Origin of the sequence: Enterococcus sp. AZ067, from assembly GCF_051715005.1 — a bacterium.
GTDB lineage: Bacteria > Bacillota > Bacilli > Lactobacillales > Enterococcaceae > Enterococcus_D > Enterococcus_D casseliflavus.
In genome coordinates this window covers 1,989,211-2,009,867 of sequence record NZ_JBIOSY010000001.1, presented here as the reverse complement: position 1 = coordinate 2,009,867, position 20,657 = coordinate 1,989,211, and the positions used below count along the sequence as shown (strand labels likewise).

Below are 20,657 nucleotides of genomic sequence, written 5' to 3'. Positions count from 1 at the left end.
ACGGACGATGGAAAATCTCTACGTAACCAGTGAGATCACGTTAAACAAAACGGCGGAAAAACGTTCTTCTCCTATACCGACCAACACAGAGTTTTTCAGTTATGATCAACGCGTCGCAAAAAAGATCATCAACTTTCAGTTTAAAGGGGAGCCTTTGGATCTTTCAGAAGCCAATGTCATTTTGGGCTTTGATTTCGTGACTGCAGGTCAGTCAGTCATTTTTGAAAGTGCTGATGGCTCAATCAAAATCGAGGATCCCGCAGCCGGAAAAGTAAATGTGATGTTGCCAAATGACATATACGCGTACTCCGGAGCAGTGATCATTTATGTCTTTGTTGAGTTTTCTAATGGCCAATCGTTAGACTATCCGGCATTTAGTACGGAATTCCAAGAATCTTGGCTTGATCAAGATCTTGAAGAAATGGCGCAGTTTTATGTGAAGCGGTTCGAGGATCTACGGAACTTGGTTCTGGAACAAGCCTCAGGAATTGATCACGATTTGACCGAGTTTGAACATCGAATTGGACAAATTGAATCGGACCTTGCGGCCTTTGACATCGATGCCCTAGCGAAGGAAATTGAAGAAGAGATTCGTACAACCGTAGAAGGAAGGCTTAGTGACATCGAGCAACGACTTGATGATGCGGATTTTGTCACAGAAGAAATTGTTGATCAAACACTAGAGAAGTTTATGTTTGGTGCACCGCTAGTTCGAGAACCATTGCTTGATTTAACTGGGAAAATTCGAGGAAGCTTTGTCGAAAATGTTCATAGAGCAGGTGGGGTCCTCTCGACATCTTTGCCAAGCAGTGCTGCTGGAGGGACAGAGATTACACAAGCTCAATACAATCGAATAGCCACGAATGACGGGCTAGATACTAGTATTAGTGCGTCAGCTTCAAATGGACGAATGCATGTTGTTTTTACATGGGACGTACTTGGCGATATGAAGCGACGGTTTCCGGAATTATTCACATTTTTTTCTCCACAAACAGTGCAAGAAGAATTGGCTATAATTCAACCTTTTGTAGAGAATATTCAGTTTACTGCCTATGCGCATATCAATTCCACCACCTCATATCCGATCATTGGGTATCGGAGAATGCCTGAAAACACCGGATTCAATTGGCAAGAAATGGCAAGCCACGAGAGCACTTTCCATGATAAACTCACTTTTCCACTTGAGTTAATAACCGGTACTACAGTACTGGGTCATATTGGAAAAGCATCCGTTGTATTACGAGGTCCTGAACGACAAGCAACTAATCAAAATGCGATTCGGATTGCATATGCCAAAGTAGACTATACGGTGGCGTTTAGTTTGGATAAGTTATTTATCCCTAAAACGATCAATCAGATCGCTAACCCAACCATCGATATGTTCAATCAGTTAGCCCAACGAGTAAATGACTTAGAAAAGAGAGGATGATAAAAATGGACGGACACAAAGCAATCTATGACACAAGGGATTTACAGGATCTAAGGCCGTTATTTACACCAAAGGATCGCCCTGTATTTCATCCCTATACGGAAGTCGCACCACCAATTGATCCGCACTTGGTGGTTATTGGTTTTGATTTTAATCGCCAACTTTGGAATGTGGTGAGTGCTGCAACACCAGAAGAAGTTGAAGAGCTACAAGAAACGACGGATTCCTTGGGGCGATCGGTTGTACAGCTGACGTTACAAAATCTACAACTGACACAACAAGTAAGAGAATTGACTCAAGGAGGGCAAGAAAATGCTTAATTTTGAGACGATTCAAGATTGGTACAATCGTGGATGGATGACAGAAGATGATGTCAATCAGTTTCTGGCACTTGGTGCAATCACAGAGGAACAGGCAAAGACAATTTTAGAGGGAGGAGGGAAGTCTTAGGGCTTCTCTTTTTCAATTTCGGAAAGTGAAGGTAATCGGTATGTTTTATTTTGTTAGTCTTTTTATAGGAGGAGATTTTATGGTTCATTTATTTGGAGGAAGTCTGGATGTCATTGATGTCTATTTGACTTTTGTCGTTATTGATTTGGTCGTAGGTTATTTTAAAGCTCTCAAGTCACATAGTTGGATGTCTGCGGTGAATTTAGAGGGATTGTTTACGAAATTCATTACGTTTGCGACAATTTTTGCAGCTGCTTCTCTTGATAAAGTGGCGCCAATCATTGGGATTAGTTTACCAATCAACATTGCGCTTGTATGGACGATCTTACTTATTTTCTACGAGATTAGCAGTATTCTAGAAAATGCTTATGAATCAGGGGTCAAGGTTGGTTTCTTGCAAAAGTGGCTTGCGGTTTTCAAGGAAAATGTACACAAAGAGTCAACGCCGCCAAACTATGGTGATGGCCAAAGCGAAACAGAAAAAACAATCTATCAGCACAAAGATCAGGATCAGTCGAAGGGCTGATCTTTTTCTATACAAAATTTAGGAGGAAAACACTATGACAAAAATTGTAGATTTACGAGGCGATTCAAGAATTTTAGGTCCGTCTAACCCAAATCGATCCGTGGCAGGAATCACCAAGATTGCTCGGCATCATAGCGCAACAGCGACCGGTGATGTGTGGGCATTCCAAAATCACTGGCGAGGAACACTTGGCTGGGGGACTGGTGGTTACCACGAAATTATCTTGCGTGATGGATCAGTACAATTGATCTATCGGGATAATGTAACGACCAATGGGGTGGGAAATCATAACAGCAAGACTTACCACATTTGTGTAGTTGGCAATGGCTCCTTTACTGCAGCACAAGAAAAAGCTTTTGATGAGCGTGCACGTGCAGCCATGCAACGGTTTAATCTGAAAGCATCCGATGTGTTAGGGCATAATGAGTTTTCAGGTCATGCATCAAATAGTTGTCCCGGAACCAATATGGCGGCGGTTCGCAGTCGACTAGGGGCATCTGGTGGATCCACAGTAACAACACCTACACCACAGCCAACTCCTAGCCCTTCACCAACACCGACACCAGCTCAACCAGCGCAGCTTGTGGTCGATGGATCACTTGGACCATTGACGGCGAAACGTTGGCAAGAAGTAACTAAAATGCAGATTCAAGACGGGCGTATCAGCCACCAATGGCGGCAAACTCAGAATCAAAATATTCATGCGGCTATTTTTGACACAACGCTGAAAGGATCCAACCTCATCCGAGACACGCAACGACGTCTTGGTATTAAACAAGATGGCTTATGTGGTCCGCAAACAATTACTGCGATGCAGCGTGCCAAGGGCACTACTGCAGATGGATTTATTAGTGCGCCGCAAAGCCAGCTAGTGATGGCAATTCAGCGTGATCTAAATGCTAAACGTTCCCCATTTTAAACAAAGAAGTATTAAGGTAATACTGAGTTTTAATAATAAATATTTGAATTTTAATGGTCCTTAAAAAAGGACCTATACATAGAGGAATATATAATTTTAAAATTTGACCTTTTGGTAGATTTTTTTTTTATAAAAACGATTGCTTTTGAAGAGTAAATATGTGGTAAAATTATAAGAAAACAGGAAAGAGGTTCATAAGTTTATGAAAGCAGACGTAGTTTCCTTTATTAACATGAAAGGCTGAGTAGGAAAAACTACTTTAACAATAAACGTAGCTTATACTCTAGCAAAACATTTTGGAAAGAATGTATTACTAATTGACATGGATCCTCAGTTCAATGCAACGCAATCATTAATGACTAAATTTAAATCCCTAGATGATTATGAACAACTAAGAAACGAAGGACGAACAATTAATTATGTCTTACAACCGCCAACTGGCGGCATTGTATCAGAAATTAAATATTCAATTAGCGATATAATTGTGCACTTGTTTCCAAAGGAAGTAAATGACAATGGTAATTTAGATTTAATTGCAGGAGATCTTGGAATAACTACTTTTGAATCTAGCAGAAGAGGATCTGAAAAAATATTAAAAGAGTATATAAAAGACATAAGTGAGAACTACGAGATGAAATATGATTACATCTTGATTGATACACCAGCTACCTATTCTATTTACTCGCAATCCTCTTTAATTTCAAGTGATTTTTATCTCGTTCCAATTTCTCCCGACACTTTTTCAGCATTAGGTTTTTCATTGCTTCATAAAGCAATGAAAGATGATTTAGCATTAAGAGACGATCAACCAGAAATTTTGGGTATTATTTTTACTTTGACAAAAGATAAAGTGAGAAGGAATAAAATTCGAGAAGAATTTGAAGATGAACCTTCATTTTCCGCAAGCTTGAAAGAATATGAATGGATTAGAACTGGAAACATGGCTTCTTTCATGCTTGATATGTCAAGCACAGAAAGAAATGTTATCGAAATTGTCGATGAATTTATAAAAAAAATTGATGAAAAGAGAGTTGGAGACAATGAGTAACTATCCTGTATATCTAAAAAAAGAATACTCTAAGTCAAACCAAAATGAAGCATTATTTATGATTTGTGGAGTTTTAGCAAGGATAATTTTTACAAAAGATTACTATGAAAAAAATATCGACTTGAAAAATTTTACAAATAAAATATTGAAAAAAGGTTATAAAGATTATTTGTTTAGCAATAGGAATGCTTTATATGCTCGCGTACTTAGAGATATATACAAAGAAAATGAGGAGAAACAGTTAGAAACTATTAATCAAATATTAGAATTTATCAAAGAAGTTCCAAGTGAAAAAAAGGATGATAATAGCAAAAAAATTAAGGAAACAACGAAAAATCAAAAAAGTAATATTAAATCTTGGAGCGACATAATCAACCCGAAAGGTTAGGAGAATAAATTTGTCTGAACTAGATACACATCTTGAAAGTGATTACGCTGAATATATTAATTATACTGCACATAGAACCAGCATAATAGATTCTGGTTTTGAAAGTGATATAAAAGATTTGTATAGATTACTATATATTTTTTCGAGCAATATATATATATATATAGGGATATAGATAAAAAATCATTCATGTGGAATTATATTTCAGAGACAAAAAATGATTTAATAATAAGCTTTGATTTGCTAAATATTAATTATATGACTGCAAGTAAAAGAATTTTAAGATCGGCAATAGAATCTTTTTTTAGATTTTCTTTGTGCTTTGCAAGATTTGATGAATATTCTCAGAATAAGAAGGCAGGAATATTCCAAGCGACTGAAGTCTTGAAACAATTAAAATCAATGTCAGACACCCATAAGGTGGGGAAAATGACTTTTTATGTTAGTGAATATTTTCAGAGCACTAAAATTGAGAGCCAAATTAACAAGTTGTATGATAAATATAGTTCGCTGTCAAGTATAGTACATGTTAATTCCAAAACTGATTTTTCACCGCAGAGATTTTTGAGTCAAAATGCATCTATCATAGAAGATGATGTTAGGGAGAATGTAAGAACATATAAAGAAATTATGTTGCTGATATTGCTTTGTTTATATTACTTTGAGACAAAATTGTCAGAGTCAACTTTTTCTAAAATAACTATCTTAACAATTGAATCAATTGGTGGAGAAGAAGCAAAACTCTTTTTTGATCAGTGCGAATAAGTGAAAAAAGATCTGGCAAGTTTGCTATGATCTTTTTTGTTTATTAAATATATTTATTAATTAATAGATAAAAAAATCTGTTATCTTAATGGAGTGTTTTAGATAAAAATATATAATCATTGTGTTAATAAAGTAATTATAGGAGGGAAAATGATGGGAGAGATTATAGATTATAGTTCTGCAATAGCAGCAATAGTGGCTTTGTTTATCACGGTAAGGCAGATGAGATTAAGTAACAAGCAAGCACTATTTGAGAAAAGGACAAAAATTTTTATGGATTCTATGGGCTTTATAGAGTTGTACAAGAAGAATGAAGATTCTATAAATAAATATATAAAAGAGAAAGAACCTTTATGGACAATAGATTTTTTGATGAGTAATCTGACAAATAATAGTTATCTTAATAGTTTAATGTTAGGGTTTTCTGATCCTCTAGGGAAATATCATAGAGAATTTTTGATTAAATTAGAAGAAATAAAAAAACTTTCGCTAGAAATTGAGCTTGCTTTTAATGGAATCAATTCTATAGAACTTAGCAAATTCATAATTGATTACCAAGAGCTATTATTTAGTTTATATCAATATAAAATTCGCTTTGAAAAGATTAAAGATTTGGCTGACACACATAAAAAATCATTTGAAGATGCATCAGATATGCTAAAAGAAGAGGATGAAAGAAAAAACGTAATAAAAAAGTTCATCAACCTGAGAACTCATTTTGATTTTCTTATAAAAGAAAACACAATGGACTTGATAAAGAGAGAAATAAAATTATAAAAGCCAGATCCTAACAAATTAGGTCAAGTACCAATTATTATCAGATAAATTTTAAGGTGATTCTACTTGAGTTAGATTAACCTAAAACTATGTATGCATGCCCGTTTTTTTGAATTCCTTTGACTACCCTTTAGTTGCGTTTTGTTACGAATGTTTGCGCTATTTTGGATCATTGCGCAAACGAAAAACCTTAATGTTGCGAGATTTTGCGATTGATTGCAAGTAATATTGTTATTTTTGTTGAAAAAGATAACGTAGTACCTTATTTTAAAATACCCAATGAATTGAAAATAAATAGAAATGAGGCTATTGCTGAAAAAAAAGATGAAAACCGTATCACTAAAGATATCCTGTCTTGCGATGCGGTATTAAATCAAGACGCTATTTCTCATGATTCTTTAGCTGAAATCGAAAAAAAATGGCCGATTATATTTGCTTTTTTTCAGAACGTAGAAGGAGATGTAATAATGAGTGGAAGTGGAATAACAAAACAAGTAGTGAGTGATAACCAAGGTAATGTGAATCAGAGCATCGGCGATAATGCTAAAAATGTGATTACGCAGAATATAGATGATCATAGCAATTTATTCTCTGAAGCAAAAAAAGAAATATCTTTATCAGATTTGAAAGATGATGAAAAGAAAGATGCAATTGTTATGATCGAAACTGCGGAGGATTCCTATAAATCTGGCTCAAAAGATCGAGCTAAGACTTTTCTAAAGATGTTGCCTGATATTATAAAAACAATACCATCAGTAGTAACTTTATTACAGCTTTTTGTATAGTAATAAACCCTCTTACTCAGAACCGAGTAGGAGGATTTATTTTTCCAAATCAGCCATTGTCACAGATTTACGAGCATGATAGAATAAGTTAACAAATAAAATATCTTTTTTCATTTTTCTTTTGTCCACTTCACCCCATGGAGTGGGCTTTTTGTATAACTAAAAAAACAGCGTACGATTATGCGCTGTTTTAATATAAAAATATACCGCCTGCATTGATGAAATGAGCTTATTTATTATTTTGCCTGTGATCTAAACATAAAGTATCCAATTACTTCGAGTATACCCATAACAATTAATGTATAGCCAAATACTTGTAGAAGAATCAATAAGCTTGCGAATGGATTAAATAGCAATAATGCACCACCTATAACAAGAATTACACTATAGATAATCCAAGCCACAGATTTGGTATTAAGACCTAGTACTAATTGAAAGGCCCCATTAGAAATAATGGATAGACCTAATAAGATTGGGAGAACAGATGCGATGGTATTCGCAAACAGAAGTACGACAAGGGCTAACACAAGTAAGAATATCCCACTAAATAGTCCTAATCCCCAGTGACCAGAGTCTTTTCTCGATTTAAAATCTTCGAGAATATTAATTAGTCCGATCAACGTTAAGTACCCAGCAAGCACATACCCAATAAAATTGAAGAAACCAGTTGGATTAATTGCAATAATTATTCCAAAAATTACATAAATAATAGCTCGAAGAATTGCGTGACTCTTAAAATTTTTTTTTAATATTACTAACATAATAGACACCTCTTTTTGTTTTCTCAATTTTACATTTTCTTAAGATAAAAAGCGAGTATTTAGATAATATAGTAAAAATCAAATTAGCATATCTTATGTATTAATTTAAAAAATATGATAGCCTTGTAGCATATAAAATGTATAGAAATAAAATTTGCAGGAGGTTCATCATGGATTATCATGTTTTAAAGAAAAACGATTCCCGTTGGTTAGTTGCAGCCACGGAAATTTATAATGCTGACTGGAAAGCCGCAAAGTATTTAGCAAGCAAAATGATAGGTGACGAATTCGATGACTGGGAAGGTATCGTTGTAGCTGAAGACACAGATCGGATTGTCGGTTTTTGTTCATTTGTTAATAAGGATATAGTTGATTTAGTATATAGTCCGTATATCGCAATAGTATATGTTGATCCGAATTTCAGGGGCAATGGTATAAGTAGAGAGTTAGTTAAGATCGCAGAAAACCAACTGCTCAAAGTGGGATTTCAAAGTATCTATATTGTTACACAACATGTAGGTCTTTATGAAAAATGGGGCTATTCTCAAATCGACGAAGCAGAGGATAAGTTTGGAAGAATTATGAGAGTATTGGAAAAGAATTTCTAGTATGATAATTAAATTGAGATACGCATTGGCGTTTATGAGGTATATTTTTCTAAGCTCAGTAAGCTTTTTGTTTGCAAAAAGCTTTAGATGAAAGTAACATAATAGTACCCGTATCAGTAAAAAAATGTTTCATTTTTACTTCTTTATGAAAACTTCCTGACCTTAATTGGACAGGGAGTTTTTTGTTCTTAAGATGGAAAACCATCTGATTTTGTTATCTAAAGTCACCATTAAAAATTCGCTGGATTTAACTTTATTTAATTTACTTAGTGCTAATGAGCTCTTTAATATTTTTCAATAAATGATTATAAATGAGCAATTGCTGGTAGAGTCCAAGTGAAGATTGGTAGGTACTCAAAAGCAATCAATAAAATATGATGTAGAAATTATTATGATACATAGAGTGGATTGCATTCGTATTTATATATGTATTGTCTAGTCAATAATAAATAAAGGATAGATAAATTAAGGTTGACTTTTCTCTCCAATGATTTTAGGGGAATACTTATAAAATAAATAAAATTATTTCTAAATTCAATAAAAAATCTTATTTTTATAATATTATTTGATATATATGGAGGTGGAATTAAATGAGTATTTTAAAATCAGCTGTGAAATACAAAGCAGCTAAAAAAGCGACAGATAAAGTACTAGGAGATGGATTACTATCTAGCGTGGTAGCTGCAAAAACAGTCAAAAAAAGTAATGAGCTTAGTAGGCTAAGGAAAGAGAAGAAATAACAGAATTGAGAAAATAGAGAAGCCTTGTCATTAATTGCTAGATAGGGCTTTTTAATTTTTTTCGAACAGTTATTTTATTTTTTAAGATTATCCTCAAATACTTTCTTATAGATCAATGATCAGTTACTTTGGGGGATAATTGTAATAAGCATCTGAAAATAAATAGCACGCTATTGCGAGCTTGTATATAAGTCATATTCGTTTTACTTGCGTTTACAAAGTTTATACTATAGTTTAGGAGATGCGTGCAATACTCTACGAAGAGTATTAGACAGTAATGCTTGGGGAAGTGAGTCTAATACTCTTCGATTTTTATATTTTATCATGATTACAATTTAATAGAAATTATTGATTAGAAAATCGTCATAAATAGATTTATTTTAATAATATAGAGTCACTATTTGGACTCATATCAATCAATTTAATTTTTCCTGATTCTCATTTGAGACTTGCTTTATGTTTAATAAGGACGGTCATTTTCTGTTGCAATAAGTATTTTAATCGAATATCATATTAATCGTGCATATGCACTAATATAGAGTACTAGGCTTAAATTGGGGAATTTAGAGACAAGGCCTAGTACTCTTATTATTATTCTATATAAATTAAACTATAGAATATCTTTGTGAGAGCAACTTAATTGTAATATTATAATAATTAACCTAACATTTAAGTATGGTCTCTCTGTAACACTTAGAGCAATGGCAAAAGCGGCTTGGGGAAGTCTTCTTTTGGCCATTGCTCGTTTTTGATTGTAGCACTAAAAAATTCAAATAGATATAAATAAAGCTTGGATAATTTTGCCTGAAAAAGTAAATTGCTTGAATTACTTTGAGAAAGATTTTAGAATAGTATTCATAGCGGTAATCTAGGCAAACATCTTTAGTTTTTTGTGCGGATCCAATTTTTTTCTGAGTGGCTCTTTTTGAGCAAAAAGTTTGAACAACTTGTAAATAACTCATATACTTAATTTACCTTATAAAAAACTTTTTCATCTAATTGTGCCACTCCTCCCCGGGAGTGGTTGTTTTTTTGCAAAAAAATAGCACAGCATATTCTCATACGCCGTGCAGGTGGAACTATGTTCCGTCATCAATGTAATTATACACTAAACTATGGATTGGGCAAACAAACCTGCTTACCTAGCAATTACGATTGAGAAATATTAATAGGTTTGGACCTAGCAAAATTTCATCTTAATCACATTAGATCAGAAACGGCATTTTGTTAATCTCAAAAATATCAATCGTATTTTAATAAGAGAAGTTTAAGGTAAACAATAATGTTTGCGATTCCATTCTCTTTAACGTACCATTAATACGTAATATATATAAGAAAAGAAGAGTACTAGGCGGGGGAAGCTTGGGGAAGTGTGCCTAGTACTCTTCTTTTCAATCTTACCATTGATCAGCACTAAACAACACGATTGCTCAGAATATCGTCCTCGGTTTCTTTTTGGATACAAATTATTGACAAGTATCAGTACCCAATATAAAATTAAATTATCCTATAAAATATCTTTTTCAAAGTTCTGTTTGCCCACTTCTCCCCAAGAAGCGGGCATTTTATTTGCACAAACAGAATCCGGGGTGTAGTATTAACTTACTCGGATCAGTTAAAACTGTGTTTCATTTTTTAACCTTCTTTACAAAAAAAGCCCTGTCCTTAATTGGATAGGGCTTTTTTGCGTTCTTCGATCAATTGTTCTAATTCTTTCAATTCCTCAAGAGAGGCATTTTTGATATATCCCTTGGCACCAGAGCGATTGCGGACGTGTTTCATTTGTTCTTTATTCTTTTCTTGCCACTTTCTCGATGCCTTTAGTTGAGCATCAGACGTTTTCTTTTCAGTCACCGTATGCACTCCTTCCTAAAAATGTTGAATAAGCTTCATTACAAGTTGAATAAGTTTTATTACGCTAGAGATGGCGATTAAAACCATAAGTATCAATAAGGCAAAATTTAAAATTTTCCTTCTTTTTAAATTCTTGGACATTCGATTCATTCCTTTCATTATGATATAATCAAAGGGAAGGGAGGGCTTTCGCCCTATCCCTAGTTGTCGAGAAGTTTGATTAGCAGTTCGAGTAACTTTTCAATTATGGCTAGTATCGCTAGTACTAAGCCAATTTTGATTGTTAGTTGCTCTTGCTTTTCAAGCTTTTCTTTTTCCCTTCGTTGTTTCCTCAATAATTTCAACTCCTTTCTATACTAGTATTATATATCGGATACATAATAATGTCAATGTCTTTATTCAAAATAATGAAAAAAGTAGCCATATTTTGGCTACTTTAAATTGAATTATAAGGTGTGATATAGTAAAGAAAATCGTGTTTTTTTAGAACAAGACTGACATAAAATTCAACACAAGCAATTCCGAAAATACACTCTTGTGATTCAGATACATGATGGGGAAATTCCTCAAAAAACGTTTCCAGACCAATGTACTTTTGTTCGTACATAGTAATGATATTCATACGTCAAACCACTTTAATTCAGAGTAATAGTCAACATTTCGTATTTCATCATAATGGACAAGAGTGTCGTCTAAATAAATTCCTAGATCATCGTAACCTTTCAGCGTACCTGTAACATCAGGCATGAATTTGTCATCGACAGTATAGTTGAGCTGTATAGCTAGCTTCTTACTTTTTGTGATTGCTGCTTGTAAGAATTCATTTATTTCTTCTTCTGCCATTTCCGGCTTAGCAGGGCAGGTGTACTTCAACTCTTTATCTATTCTTGCGATGTAAGCTGTATGTTCTGACAAGAAAAATCCAATCCATTTGAGTTTTTTTCTATCTTCATAAGGCTTTAGAACGCTCATACAATTATCCCTCCTTAATTGGATTGTACGAACGTTTGTTCTTGTGGTAAAGCGAACGTGGAATTAAATTTTTGGTGATTGTTTTGGTGATTGCTAAATGAAAAACAAGAATAGAGAGAAACCTCTGAAAACCTATTTAGTTGTAAATCATGTTGTAAATGTCTGATTTAACGGGAATTTGAAACACTAAGTAAATAGGGAAAGATAGAAAAATAATTTTAAATAGTTGGCGACCAAAAATAAAAGAAAACCGCTGAAATTCCCGAATATCGGAGACTTCAGCGGTTTTTTATTTATTCTTTGGCTTCTTGTAAGACCTTGATCGTTTCGATCTTCACTGGCTCAACTGGTTGAGAATTCTCACCATTGCCAGAGTCTTGGGTTTCTGCTTGCGCAATTTTATCTACGACATCCATGCCTTCGATCACTTGACCAAATACAGTATAGCTGCCGTCCAATCGTGGTGTTCCACCATTTTTGTAGGCTTCGATGATTTTTTCAGGATAGTGTTGGATCGCTAGACCGTCGGATACATCTTGATCATTTTGAACGATGTAGAACTGACTGCCTTGGCTGTTTGGCGCACTTGATTTTGCCATTGCTAATGCGCCTCGCAAGTGATAAAGCTGGTTGGAGTATTCTTCGCCGAATCCTTCGCCCCAAATGCTTTCTCCGCCAGTGCCATCACCATTAGGGTCGCCCCCTTGGATCATAAACTCTTCTACGACACGATGGAAAGTCAAGCCGTCATAATACCCATCTTTGGCATGGGTCAAAAAGTTTTCGACTGCTTTGGGCGCGATCTCTGGGAAAAGTTTGATTTTGATCGAGCCTTCTTCCGTCACCATTTCAACTAAAGCTTCATTCTCTTGCACATCCGTTGATAATTGCGGCAATTCCAGGGCATTCAAGTCAACGGATTCTGAGGTTGACGTGCTTTCTGCTGAATTGCTTGATGAGGGATCGGTGGTACTTGAACCTGTACAAGCAGCTAATAATAAAAGGCTAGCAGCTGCTGTCAGTGTGAATAGAATTTTTTTCATTCTTTCATTCCTTCCAGTTTTCTTAATGATAATCATAACAAAAAAGAGACATAGAAGAAAGCGCAGATTTTGTGGAATGAGAAAGAAACAGACGGAAAGGTGTAGACCACTTTTTAGATGTTTGCTATAATGAAAGAGGATTCATTATAATAAACGGATAGAATTTACAGGAGGTTTTTTTGATGGGAAAATTAGGGATATCGATTTATCCAGAGCGCTCAACGTTTGAAAAGGACAAAGCGTATCTAGACTTGGCACACAAATACGGCTTTAAACGGGTATTTACCAGTTTGCTGCAAATCAACGATGACAAAGAAAAAGTCTTGGCAGACTTTAAGCAAGTCGTAGATTATGCCAATCAGTTAGGAATGGAAGTCATGGTAGATATCAATCCTGGTTTATTCGAACAGTTAGGTATTTCTTATGATGATTTATCCTTCTTTGATGAGATGGGGGCTTACGGTGTTCGGTTAGATATTGGTTTCACTGGTTCAGAAGAAGCCAAAATGACCCGTAATCCTTACGGGATCAAAATCGAAATCAATATGAGCAGCGGCACGAGCTACGTGGATAACATCATGAGTTATTCACCGAATACTGAAAATTTACTCGGTTCGCATAACTTCTATCCTCATCGCTATTCAGGGTTAGGCTATGACCATTTTGTTTTTTGTTCGGAAAAATTCCGCAAATACAATTTAAATACGATGGCTTTCGTGAATTCTCACGAAGCTGATTTCGGTCCATGGCCAACACAAGATGGTTTATGCTCTTTGGAAGACCATCGTGATCTGCCACTAGCTACACAAGTCAAACATTTAGTGTTGACTGGTTTGATCGATGATATCTCTATTGGAAATGCCTATGCTTCAGAAGCAGAATTGGCAGCAATGGCTGAAGCGTTTCATGCTGATTATCCGACATTAAGAGTCGATGTCGTTGACGGAATCACTGAAGATGAACGAATTTGTCTCTTCGATAATCTGCACAGCTATCGAGGAGATCGTTCAGAGTACATCTTGCGTTCAACGATGACGCGGATCTATTATAAAGACAAGGAATTTCCACCTCATGATACCCGTGATATGGTAAGAGGGGATGTCTTGATCGATAATGCTGGCTATGGACAATACAAAGGTGAGACGCAAATCGCCTTGAAAGCAATGAAAAATGATGGTCGCGTCAATGTCGTTGGTAAGATCGCTGATGAGGAACTATTCTTATTAGAATTTTTGAAACCTTGGTCAAGTTTTAAATTGGTCGAAAATAACTAATTATCACGAGAAATCAACCATTGCCAACAAAGCGTGTTGGCAATGGTTTTCTTTTTGGGCGCTTGCAATTGACAAACACGAGCAAAAAACGGTAATTTATGTAGTGGGTTCTTTCCATGAAGAACGATGAAACCATAATAATATTATGTAAACTATATAACAAGAGGACATGACAAGTGTGAAATTGCGCTGGAAGATTGCCATCGGAGTGGCTGTATTAGCAATTGCAGGATTAGGGTATGCAGGAAACTATTTTTACGATTATGCGGTTGTTCCTTCAGAAAAAGATTTTTTGGAAGGAGATACCCCTGGTACGGATGAAAATCAGACAGGAAATGAATCGCAAAATTGGTTTACAGATCCAGCAAATCGTGAGATATGGCAGCTGACTTCTGAAGATGATTTAAAATTATCCGCCATTTATCTACCGGCGGAGGAGAAGAATCGAGGAAAAACGGCGATCATCGCGCATGGCTACATGGGGAATGCAGAAACGATGGCGGACTATGCTAAGATGTATCATGATTTAGGCTATAATGTCTTGGTTCCAGACGCTCGAGGGCATGGTCAAAGCGAAGGAGATTATATTGGTTTTGGGTGGCACGAACGTAAGGATTATCTGCAATGGATCGATGAAGTACTCGCAAAAAATGGTCCTGAAGAAACGATCACTTTGTATGGCATCAGTATGGGGGCTGCCACGGTAATGATGACCAGTGGGGAAGACTTGCCGAAAAATGTCACTTCTATCATTGAAGATTGTGGGTATACCAACGTCAATGAAGAATTGGGTTATCAACTCGATCAATTGTTTGGTCTACCTGCCTTTCCATTGATGAATGTCACTAGCCTTGTCACAAAAATCCGAGCGGGGTATTTCTTTGGTGAAGCAGATGCAGTCAAACAACTGCAAAAGAATACGCGTCCAATTTTTTTTATCCATGGCGATGCGGATACGTTTGTTCCTTATTCGATGCTGGAAATTTTGTATAACGCGACCGATGCACCAAAAGAAAAGTGGGTTGTTTCAGGTGCCGAGCATGCGAAAAGCTACAAAACAGATCCAGCGCTTTACAAAGAAAAAATTGCAGCTTTTTTGGACAAATACGATCACCCAGCAAGTGAATAAAAAAGTGCCGGTTCAAAAAAAGAACCGGCACTTTTTGCTTGACCCTTGGCTTATAAACGAGCAAATTCTTCTAGCAAACGAATCATTTGGCAAGTAAAGCCATATTCATTATCATACCAAGCGACGGTTTTCACCAGTTGTAAATCGCCAGCCGTGGTTACTTCTGTTTGTGTCGGATCAAAGATAGAACCTTGAGTGGTACCAATCACATCTCCAGAGACGATCTCACGGTCATCGTAACCGAATGACGGATTATCGACGGTGTGTTTTCTGATCGCTTCATTGACTTCATCGGCGATTACTTTGGTTTTCAAAATTGAGACTAATTCTGTTAAAGAACCATCGACGACAGGAACCCGTTGGGCGTGTCCTTGTAATTTGCCATTTAATTCTGGGATAACTAGACCGATCGCTTTAGCAGCACCTGTCGAGTGAGGGATCGTGTTGTCTGCAGCGGACCGAGCGGCTCTTAAGTTTCCGCCTTTTACCGGACCATCCAATAGCATTTGTGTAGAAGTATAGGCATGTACCGTCGTCATCGTACCAACTTCGATCCCGAATTCCTCATTTAAGAAGTAGGCCATCGGAGCTAAGCAGTTGGTCGTACAAGAACCTGCGGATATGATAGTATCCTCTGGTGTTAACGTGTTGGAGTTGACATTGTAAACGATCGTTTTCATATTACCAGCTGGTGCGGAGATTACGACTCGTTTGACACCCGCATCAAGATGGGCTTGTGCTTTTTCTGCAGAAGTGTAAAAACCCGTGCATTCTAAAACGATATCGACGCCATTTTCTTTTGCCCAAGGGATTTTGCTTGCGTCTGGTTCAGCGTACACACGGGTCTCTTTGCCATCGACAACGATAGCATTATCCGTTGCAGTAACAGTTCCAGGGTACGTGCCGTGGGTCGAGTCAAATTGCAATAAGTGTGCTAACATGACTGGACTCGTTAAATCATTGATTGCCACAACTTCAATATCGGCAGAAACTTCTTTGATCCTACGAAAAGCCAAACGTCCAATTCGTCCAAAACCATTGATTCCAACTTTTACTGTCATTTCTTGTTTCCTCCTTTGATTGTGTCTGGTACACTTAAAAGTTTGCTACGATTTCAAGTGACTGTCAAAGAATAACCCTTAAGAATTCGCGATTTCTTACGGAAACCCATGAGAAAAGATAGACAAAAGGCGTTTGGGTCGTTACAATAAAATAGACTTTCTTATTAGAGAAATAGTAACCACTTAAGGTGAGATAACTGATAATCAAAAAGTATAGAAGGTAGTAAAAAAAGAATGGAGGACAAATAATGTCCATGTTTTTAGATCAAGTGACAATCGATGTCAAAGCAGGAAAAGGCGGCGACGGAATGGTTGCTTTTCGCCGAGAGAAATATGTCCCAGACGGCGGACCCGCAGGTGGTGACGGTGGACGTGGTGGTGATGTCATTTTAGTCGTTGACGAGGGTCTGCGTACATTAATGGATTTCCGTTTTAATCGTCATTTTAAAGCGCAACCCGGGGAAAACGGCATGAGTAAAGGAATGCACGGTCGTGGCTCAGATGATACCTACATCAAAGTACCACAGGGAACGACCGTTCGTGACGCTGAAACAGGTGCCTTATTAGGTGATTTGATTGAGCAAGGCCAAACATTGGTGATTGCTAAAGGTGGCCGTGGCGGCCGTGGCAACATTCGGTTTGCCTCTCCGAAAAACCCAGCCCCAGAATTAGCTGAGAATGGAGAACCTGGTCAAGAAAGAAAAATCGAGCTCGAATTAAAAGTTTTAGCAGATGTTGGTCTAGTTGGTTTCCCTTCAGTTGGGAAGTCTACATTACTCTCTGTGATTTCCTCTGCTCGACCAAAAATTGGTGCGTATCATTTTACCACGCTGGTACCAAATTTAGGTATGGTAACAACTACTGATGGCCGTAGTTTTGCGGTCGCTGATCTGCCTGGTCTGATCGAAGGAGCCTCACAAGGGGTTGGTTTAGGGACTCAGTTTTTACGCCATATCGAACGGACCCGCGTCATTTTACATGTGATCGATATGAGTGGCATGGAAGGACGCGATCCATACGAGGACTATTTGTCCATCAACAATGAATTGTCGACCCATAACTTGCGCTTACTAGAGCGACCACAAATCATCGTTGCCAATAAGATGGATATGCCGGATGCTGAAGAAAACCTAGCCCTTTTCAAAGAGCAGCTGGCAAAAGAAAAAACGGATGAGTTCGCGGATGAACCAATGATTTTCCCAATCTCTGGTGTCACTCGTAAGGGAATCGATGCCTTGTTGAATGCGACAGCGGATCTATTGGAAGTCACCCCTGAGTTTCTTTTATACGATGAAGAAATGGAAGAAGATGTTGTTCATTATGGCTTCCAATCGGATGAACCAGAGTTCTCAATTGATCGCGATCCTGATGCAACTTGGATCTTGAGCGGTGAAAAAATCGAAAAACTATTCCAGATGACGAATTTTGATCATGATGAGACCGTGATGCGTTTTGCTCGTCAGCTGCGTGGTTTAGGTGTCGATGAAGCATTACGGGCGCGCGGTGCCAAAGACGGCGATATCGTTCGGATCGGCAACTTCGAGTTCGAGTTTGTCGAATAATCGTTTAAAAGAACATCATTTGCCTAAAAAATACCTTTTTAGCTGCAGTGGATTTGACTACCAATCATTGATTTTCACTAAGAAATCAATGATTGGTAGTCTTTTTGGTTTCTTTTTTCATTTAAATGATTTACTGTTAAAATAAAGAAGAGAACAAATAAACCAAAGGGAGCGATTTTTATGTCAAAACGTGTCATTGTAATGAATTTTGATGCCAGTGCCAAAGCGTACCAAGCCTTTTCGGAAGTGAAACGGATGCATATGGAACGGAAGATCAAAGGGGAACAAATGGCGGTTCTTACCCACACCAATGAAGGCGTGCATCAATTTAAAGTCGAGGACTTTCTCGATTTTACTGGGAACAATAAGACATCAACGGGTGGATTGATCGGGATGCTCGTTGGTGTGCTAGGCGGACCTTTAGGAATCATGCTGGGCTGGTTTGGTGGCAGTATGATCGGTGCTACTCGTGATGCAAAAGAGATCCAAAATGCGCAAATGCTTTTTGAACATGTCGGAAACCAAATTGGTGTTGGTGATACGGGGTTATTATTGATCGCAGATGAAGAAGACAATCGTCCTTTGAATCAATTGATCATGAATGAATTAGGCGGTGACATCACGCGCTTTGACTACAATGAAGTGGAAGCAGAGATTGAAACGGCTAAGAAAGTCGAAGAATCCACCAAAGCACGCGTTCAAGAAGACTGGAAAAACTCTCATAACGACGCAGAAGATCGCCAATCTGAGAAATAAAATCCACAAGCTTCAATTGCAACTTGATTTCTTTTCCGCTAAAATTGGAAAGAGATGAAAGGAAAGAAGCTTATGGAATTAGAATTTTTAGGAACAGGCGCGGGTGTGCCTGCGAAACATCGAAACGTGACCAGCATTGCGTTACGACTTTTAGATGAACGGAATGCCGTTTGGCTTTTTGATTGTGGCGAAGGGACGCAAATGCAGATTTTGCATTCTACGATTCGTCCACGAAAGATTGAAAAAATCTTTATCACTCATCTTCATGGTGACCATATCTATGGGTTGCCAGGATTGATCAGCAGCCGCTCCTTTCAAGGAGGCGACACGCCTCTAGAGATTTATGGACCCAAGGGGATCAAAGCATACGTTCAAACCGTTTTGCGGATTTCTCAGACCAAAGTCAGCTACCCCTTACATTTTTTCGAGATTGAAGAAGAAGGGATTCTTTTTAAAGATCAGCAATTTGAAGTATCGTGTCTGCGCCTTGATCATGGCATTGACAGTTTTGGTTATCGGATTGTTGAAGCAAGCCATCAAGGGGAATTGCAAGTGCGGGCTTTACTGGAACTTGGCTTGAAACCTGGGCCGCTCTTCGGTCGTTTGAAAAAAGGTGAAGTAGTTACCCTTGACGATGGACGTCAAATCAATGGGGCTGATTTCTTGGGCCAAGCGAAAAAAGGTCGGATCGTGGCGATATTAGGTGATACGCGTAAATGTCAAAACGCCGTACTGCTAGCAGAAGATGCGGATGTATTGGTGCATGAAAGTACCTTTAACAAAGAAGAAGCCAAGTTGGCTCGCGCTTATTTTCACTCGACGACGCGGCAAGCTGCCGAAGTGGCACAAGAAGCTCAAGCTAAGCGTTTGCTGTTGACCCATATCAGTGCGCGTTACGTTGGCAAAGATATTACAAATTTAGTAAATGAAGCAAAAGAAGTATTTCCGAATACGTTGATCGTCAAAGATTTTGATATTGTCGAGATCCCTTTTGCCGGAGAGGAAGAAACAGATGAATTTAGAGAATAAAGTTGTCGTTGTAACAGGTGGCTCTGCTGGACTTGGAGAACAAATCTGTTATGAAGCCGCAAAACGTGGTGCGATCGTCGTGACTTGTGCCCGAAGAACGAATCTGATTGGAAAAGTCAAAGAACAATGTATGGAATTAAGCGGCAAAGAAGCGTATGCGTTTCAATTGGATGTAGCAAATCCTGAAAGTGTGGAGCGCTTACTAGAAAAAATCAATGAAAAAGTTGGTAAGATCGATGTCTTCGTCAATAATGCTGGCTACGGGATCTTTCAAGAATTTACAGAGATGGACCCGGCGGTCATCCGAAATATGTTCGAAGTCAATGTGCTTGGCATGATGGTTTTGACACAGCAAGTAGCGATCCAAATGGCTGAACAAAAGCATGGTCATATCATAAATGTTGCTTCGATCGCAGGTAAGATCGCTACGCCAAAAACGGCCGTCTACTCTGCAACAAAATTTGCTGTGCTCGGTTTTTCTAACGCATTACGTTTAGAACTAAAACCATTAGGGATCAACGTAACAACGGTCAATCCTGGACCGATCGAAACGGCATTCTTTGACCAAGCAGACCCAAGCGGTAGTTACTTATCGTCGGTGGGCAGCCTAGTGCTCGAACCGAACAAATTAGCGCAAACGATCGTCAAAGCGATGATCCATCCAAAACGAGAAATCAATCGCCCACATATTTTAGGCGCTGCTGCGAAACTATATACCCTGTTTCCTTCAATCGGCGATTATATGGCGGGAACGATGTTCAACAAAAAATAGGAGTTGAAG

Annotated in this window: 22 protein-coding genes and 1 pseudogene; 18 read left to right on the top strand and 5 right to left on the bottom strand. The window is 37.5% G+C overall.

Going from position 1 to position 20,657, the window contains the following annotated elements; translation table 11 throughout:
* Positions 1–7: 7 nt before the first annotated feature.
* The 10 genes and pseudogenes from IGI82_RS09510 to IGI82_RS09465 all read left to right on the top strand — a co-directional run bounded on the left by IGI82_RS09510 (position 8) and on the right by IGI82_RS09465 (position 7,087).
* Positions 8–1,429: a hypothetical protein gene (locus IGI82_RS09510; RefSeq protein WP_438842106.1), complete on the top strand. Its 1,422-nt coding sequence runs from the start codon at positions 8–10 to the stop codon at positions 1,427–1,429.
* Positions 1,430–1,434: 5 nt separating this feature from the next.
* Positions 1,435–1,749, top strand: coding sequence for a hypothetical protein (locus IGI82_RS09505; RefSeq protein WP_438842105.1), 315 nt, complete (start codon positions 1,435–1,437; stop codon positions 1,747–1,749).
* Positions 1,742–1,879 carry an XkdX family protein gene (locus IGI82_RS09500; protein WP_200126477.1) on the top strand — a complete coding sequence of 46 codons (138 nt, stop codon included), beginning with the start codon at positions 1,742–1,744 and terminating at the stop codon, positions 1,877–1,879. The genes IGI82_RS09505 and IGI82_RS09500 overlap by 8 nt, the downstream gene beginning before the upstream one ends.
* A 79-nt stretch (positions 1,880–1,958) precedes the next feature.
* Positions 1,959–2,405: a phage holin family protein gene (locus tag IGI82_RS09495; protein ID WP_325837556.1), complete on the top strand. Its 447-nt coding sequence runs from the start codon at positions 1,959–1,961 to the stop codon at positions 2,403–2,405.
* Positions 2,406–2,439: 34 nt separating this feature from the next.
* A complete protein-coding gene (locus tag IGI82_RS09490) occupies positions 2,440–3,324 on the top strand; it encodes a peptidoglycan recognition protein family protein (protein ID WP_325837557.1) in 885 nt (294 codons plus the stop codon).
* Positions 3,325–3,580: 256 nt separating this feature from the next.
* A pseudogene (locus IGI82_RS09485) lies at positions 3,581–4,372 on the top strand (ParA family protein); the annotation flags it as partial.
* Positions 4,365–4,760, top strand: coding sequence for a hypothetical protein (locus IGI82_RS09480; protein ID WP_438842104.1), 396 nt, complete (start codon positions 4,365–4,367; stop codon positions 4,758–4,760). The pseudogene IGI82_RS09485 and the gene IGI82_RS09480, both read left to right, overlap by 8 nt.
* A gap of 189 nt (positions 4,761–4,949) precedes the next feature.
* On the top strand, positions 4,950–5,525 hold the full coding sequence (locus IGI82_RS09475) for a hypothetical protein (RefSeq protein WP_438842103.1): 576 nt from the start codon (positions 4,950–4,952) through the stop codon (positions 5,523–5,525).
* Between the two features lie 153 nt (positions 5,526–5,678).
* The gene (locus tag IGI82_RS09470; RefSeq protein WP_325837561.1) at positions 5,679–6,302 is read left to right on the top strand and encodes a hypothetical protein; all 624 of its coding nucleotides are present in this window, start codon (positions 5,679–5,681) and stop codon (positions 6,300–6,302) included.
* A gap of 212 nt (positions 6,303–6,514) precedes the next feature.
* Positions 6,515–7,087 carry a hypothetical protein gene (locus IGI82_RS09465; protein WP_438842102.1) on the top strand — a complete coding sequence of 191 codons (573 nt, stop codon included), beginning with the start codon at positions 6,515–6,517 and terminating at the stop codon, positions 7,085–7,087.
* A 236-nt stretch (positions 7,088–7,323) separates the two neighbouring features.
* Here IGI82_RS09465 and IGI82_RS09460 read toward each other — a convergent pair whose 3' ends face one another.
* On the bottom strand, positions 7,324–7,848 hold the full coding sequence (locus IGI82_RS09460) for a DUF308 domain-containing protein (RefSeq protein WP_144809223.1): 525 nt from the start codon (positions 7,846–7,848) through the stop codon (positions 7,324–7,326).
* Positions 7,849–8,018: 170 nt separating this feature from the next.
* On the opposite strand from IGI82_RS09460, the gene IGI82_RS09455 reads away from it, so the two are divergent.
* A complete protein-coding gene (locus IGI82_RS09455; protein ID WP_156237188.1) occupies positions 8,019–8,456 on the top strand; it encodes a GNAT family N-acetyltransferase in 438 nt (145 codons plus the stop codon).
* Between the two features lie 590 nt (positions 8,457–9,046).
* Positions 9,047–9,196 carry a hypothetical protein gene (locus tag IGI82_RS09450; protein ID WP_176462030.1) on the top strand — a complete coding sequence of 50 codons (150 nt, stop codon included), beginning with the start codon at positions 9,047–9,049 and terminating at the stop codon, positions 9,194–9,196.
* A 1,665-nt stretch (positions 9,197–10,861) separates the two neighbouring features.
* Here IGI82_RS09450 and IGI82_RS09445 read toward each other — a convergent pair.
* The 3 genes from IGI82_RS09445 to IGI82_RS09435 all read right to left on the bottom strand — a co-directional run bounded on the left by IGI82_RS09445 (position 10,862) and on the right by IGI82_RS09435 (position 13,065).
* Positions 10,862–11,050: a hypothetical protein gene (locus IGI82_RS09445; RefSeq protein ID WP_231588417.1), complete on the bottom strand. Its 189-nt coding sequence runs from the start codon at positions 11,048–11,050 to the stop codon at positions 10,862–10,864.
* A 618-nt stretch (positions 11,051–11,668) separates the two neighbouring features.
* Positions 11,669–12,022: a hypothetical protein gene (locus IGI82_RS09440; protein ID WP_156236221.1), complete on the bottom strand. Its 354-nt coding sequence runs from the start codon at positions 12,020–12,022 to the stop codon at positions 11,669–11,671.
* A gap of 293 nt (positions 12,023–12,315) precedes the next feature.
* Complete coding sequence (locus IGI82_RS09435; RefSeq protein WP_010748413.1) at positions 12,316–13,065, bottom strand: peptidylprolyl isomerase; 750 nt, start codon at positions 13,063–13,065, stop codon at positions 12,316–12,318.
* A 182-nt stretch (positions 13,066–13,247) separates the two neighbouring features.
* Between IGI82_RS09435 and IGI82_RS09430 the strand changes: the two genes are divergently transcribed.
* Positions 13,248–14,339, top strand: a complete 1,092-nt coding sequence (locus IGI82_RS09430) for a DUF871 domain-containing protein (protein ID WP_060791964.1) — start codon at positions 13,248–13,250, stop codon at positions 14,337–14,339.
* A 178-nt stretch (positions 14,340–14,517) separates the two neighbouring features.
* On the top strand, positions 14,518–15,468 hold the full coding sequence (locus IGI82_RS09425) for an alpha/beta hydrolase (RefSeq protein ID WP_087627541.1): 951 nt from the start codon (positions 14,518–14,520) through the stop codon (positions 15,466–15,468).
* A 50-nt stretch (positions 15,469–15,518) separates the two neighbouring features.
* Here the strand turns inward: IGI82_RS09425 and gap are convergent, their stop codons facing one another.
* Positions 15,519–16,529, bottom strand: a complete 1,011-nt coding sequence (gene gap, locus IGI82_RS09420) for a type I glyceraldehyde-3-phosphate dehydrogenase (protein ID WP_438842101.1) — start codon at positions 16,527–16,529, stop codon at positions 15,519–15,521.
* A 248-nt stretch (positions 16,530–16,777) separates the two neighbouring features.
* Here gap and obgE point away from each other — a divergent pair, with 248 nt between their 5' ends.
* From obgE to IGI82_RS09400, 4 genes are all read left to right on the top strand, one after another.
* Complete coding sequence (gene obgE, locus IGI82_RS09415) at positions 16,778–18,091, top strand: GTPase ObgE (protein ID WP_005226173.1); 1,314 nt, start codon at positions 16,778–16,780, stop codon at positions 18,089–18,091.
* Between the two features lie 180 nt (positions 18,092–18,271).
* Entirely contained in the window at positions 18,272–18,847 is a 576-nt protein-coding gene (locus IGI82_RS09410; protein ID WP_438842100.1) for a DUF1269 domain-containing protein, read from the top strand.
* 72 nt (positions 18,848–18,919) lie between these two features.
* Complete coding sequence (rnz, locus tag IGI82_RS09405) at positions 18,920–19,876, top strand: ribonuclease Z (RefSeq protein WP_438842099.1); 957 nt, start codon at positions 18,920–18,922, stop codon at positions 19,874–19,876.
* Positions 19,860–20,648: an SDR family NAD(P)-dependent oxidoreductase gene (locus IGI82_RS09400; protein ID WP_015509761.1), complete on the top strand. Its 789-nt coding sequence runs from the start codon at positions 19,860–19,862 to the stop codon at positions 20,646–20,648. Before rnz ends, IGI82_RS09400 begins: the two co-directional genes overlap by 17 nt.
* Positions 20,649–20,657: the final 9 nt, after the last annotated feature.

What these genes read in the sequence shown, in the direction of transcription:
- IGI82_RS09510 (WP_438842106.1), top strand. Translation starts at nt 8, where the DNA reads ATGGAAAATCTCTACGTAACCAGTGAGATCACGTTAAACAAAACGGCG.
- IGI82_RS09505 (WP_438842105.1), top strand. Translation starts at nt 1,435, where the DNA reads ATGGACGGACACAAAGCAATCTATGACACAAGGGATTTACAGGATCTA.
- IGI82_RS09500 (WP_200126477.1), top strand. Translation starts at nt 1,742, where the DNA reads ATGCTTAATTTTGAGACGATTCAAGATTGGTACAATCGTGGATGGATG.
- IGI82_RS09495 (WP_325837556.1), top strand. Translation starts at nt 1,959, where the DNA reads ATGGTTCATTTATTTGGAGGAAGTCTGGATGTCATTGATGTCTATTTG.
- IGI82_RS09490 (WP_325837557.1), top strand. Translation starts at nt 2,440, where the DNA reads ATGACAAAAATTGTAGATTTACGAGGCGATTCAAGAATTTTAGGTCCG.
- IGI82_RS09480 (WP_438842104.1), top strand. Translation starts at nt 4,365, where the DNA reads ATGAGTAACTATCCTGTATATCTAAAAAAAGAATACTCTAAGTCAAAC.
- IGI82_RS09475 (WP_438842103.1), top strand. Translation starts at nt 4,950, where the DNA reads ATGTGGAATTATATTTCAGAGACAAAAAATGATTTAATAATAAGCTTT.
- IGI82_RS09470 (WP_325837561.1), top strand. Translation starts at nt 5,679, where the DNA reads ATGGGAGAGATTATAGATTATAGTTCTGCAATAGCAGCAATAGTGGCT.
- IGI82_RS09460 (WP_144809223.1), bottom strand. Translation starts at nt 7,848, where the DNA reads ATGTTAGTAATATTAAAAAAAAATTTTAAGAGTCACGCAATTCTTCGA.
- IGI82_RS09455 (WP_156237188.1), top strand. Translation starts at nt 8,019, where the DNA reads ATGGATTATCATGTTTTAAAGAAAAACGATTCCCGTTGGTTAGTTGCA.
- IGI82_RS09450 (WP_176462030.1), top strand. Translation starts at nt 9,047, where the DNA reads ATGAGTATTTTAAAATCAGCTGTGAAATACAAAGCAGCTAAAAAAGCG.
- IGI82_RS09440 (WP_156236221.1), bottom strand. Translation starts at nt 12,022, where the DNA reads ATGAGCGTTCTAAAGCCTTATGAAGATAGAAAAAAACTCAAATGGATT.
- IGI82_RS09435 (WP_010748413.1), bottom strand. Translation starts at nt 13,065, where the DNA reads ATGAAAAAAATTCTATTCACACTGACAGCAGCTGCTAGCCTTTTATTA.
- IGI82_RS09430 (WP_060791964.1), top strand. Translation starts at nt 13,248, where the DNA reads ATGGGAAAATTAGGGATATCGATTTATCCAGAGCGCTCAACGTTTGAA.
- gap (WP_438842101.1), bottom strand. Translation starts at nt 16,529, where the DNA reads ATGACAGTAAAAGTTGGAATCAATGGTTTTGGACGAATTGGACGTTTG.
- obgE (WP_005226173.1), top strand. Translation starts at nt 16,778, where the DNA reads ATGTCCATGTTTTTAGATCAAGTGACAATCGATGTCAAAGCAGGAAAA.
- IGI82_RS09410 (WP_438842100.1), top strand. Translation starts at nt 18,272, where the DNA reads ATGTCAAAACGTGTCATTGTAATGAATTTTGATGCCAGTGCCAAAGCG.
- rnz (WP_438842099.1), top strand. Translation starts at nt 18,920, where the DNA reads ATGGAATTAGAATTTTTAGGAACAGGCGCGGGTGTGCCTGCGAAACAT.
- IGI82_RS09400 (WP_015509761.1), top strand. Translation starts at nt 19,860, where the DNA reads ATGAATTTAGAGAATAAAGTTGTCGTTGTAACAGGTGGCTCTGCTGGA.